Annotated in this window: 1 protein-coding gene; it reads left to right on the top strand. The window is 51.8% G+C overall.

Annotation, left to right across the window (positions count from 1 at the left end):
- Positions 1-218 (top strand): hypothetical protein (locus MiSe_RS50615; protein WP_226595179.1); only part of this gene is annotated, 218 nt, incomplete at both ends.

Below are 218 nucleotides of genomic sequence, written 5' to 3'. Positions count from 1 at the left end.
CCCTTGCCGTGCCCCGACCAATTATTCATATCCATTCCCGATTCGATATCAAAGTAGGGGCACGGCATCAGTCAGGTTGGTTGCCAGCAATAAATTCCTCCCTTGCCGTGCCCCGACCAATTATTCAGATCCATTCCCGATTCGATATCAAAGTAGGGGCACGGCATCAGTCAGGTTGGTTGCCAGCAATAAATTCCTCCCTTGCCGTGCCCCTACCA

Source organism: Microseira wollei NIES-4236, assembly GCF_020521235.1.
Lineage (GTDB): Bacteria > Cyanobacteriota > Cyanobacteriia > Cyanobacteriales > Aerosakkonemataceae > Microseira > Microseira wollei.
The sequence above is the reverse complement of the archived record's forward strand: the minus strand, read 5'-3'. Positions and strand labels throughout refer to the sequence as shown.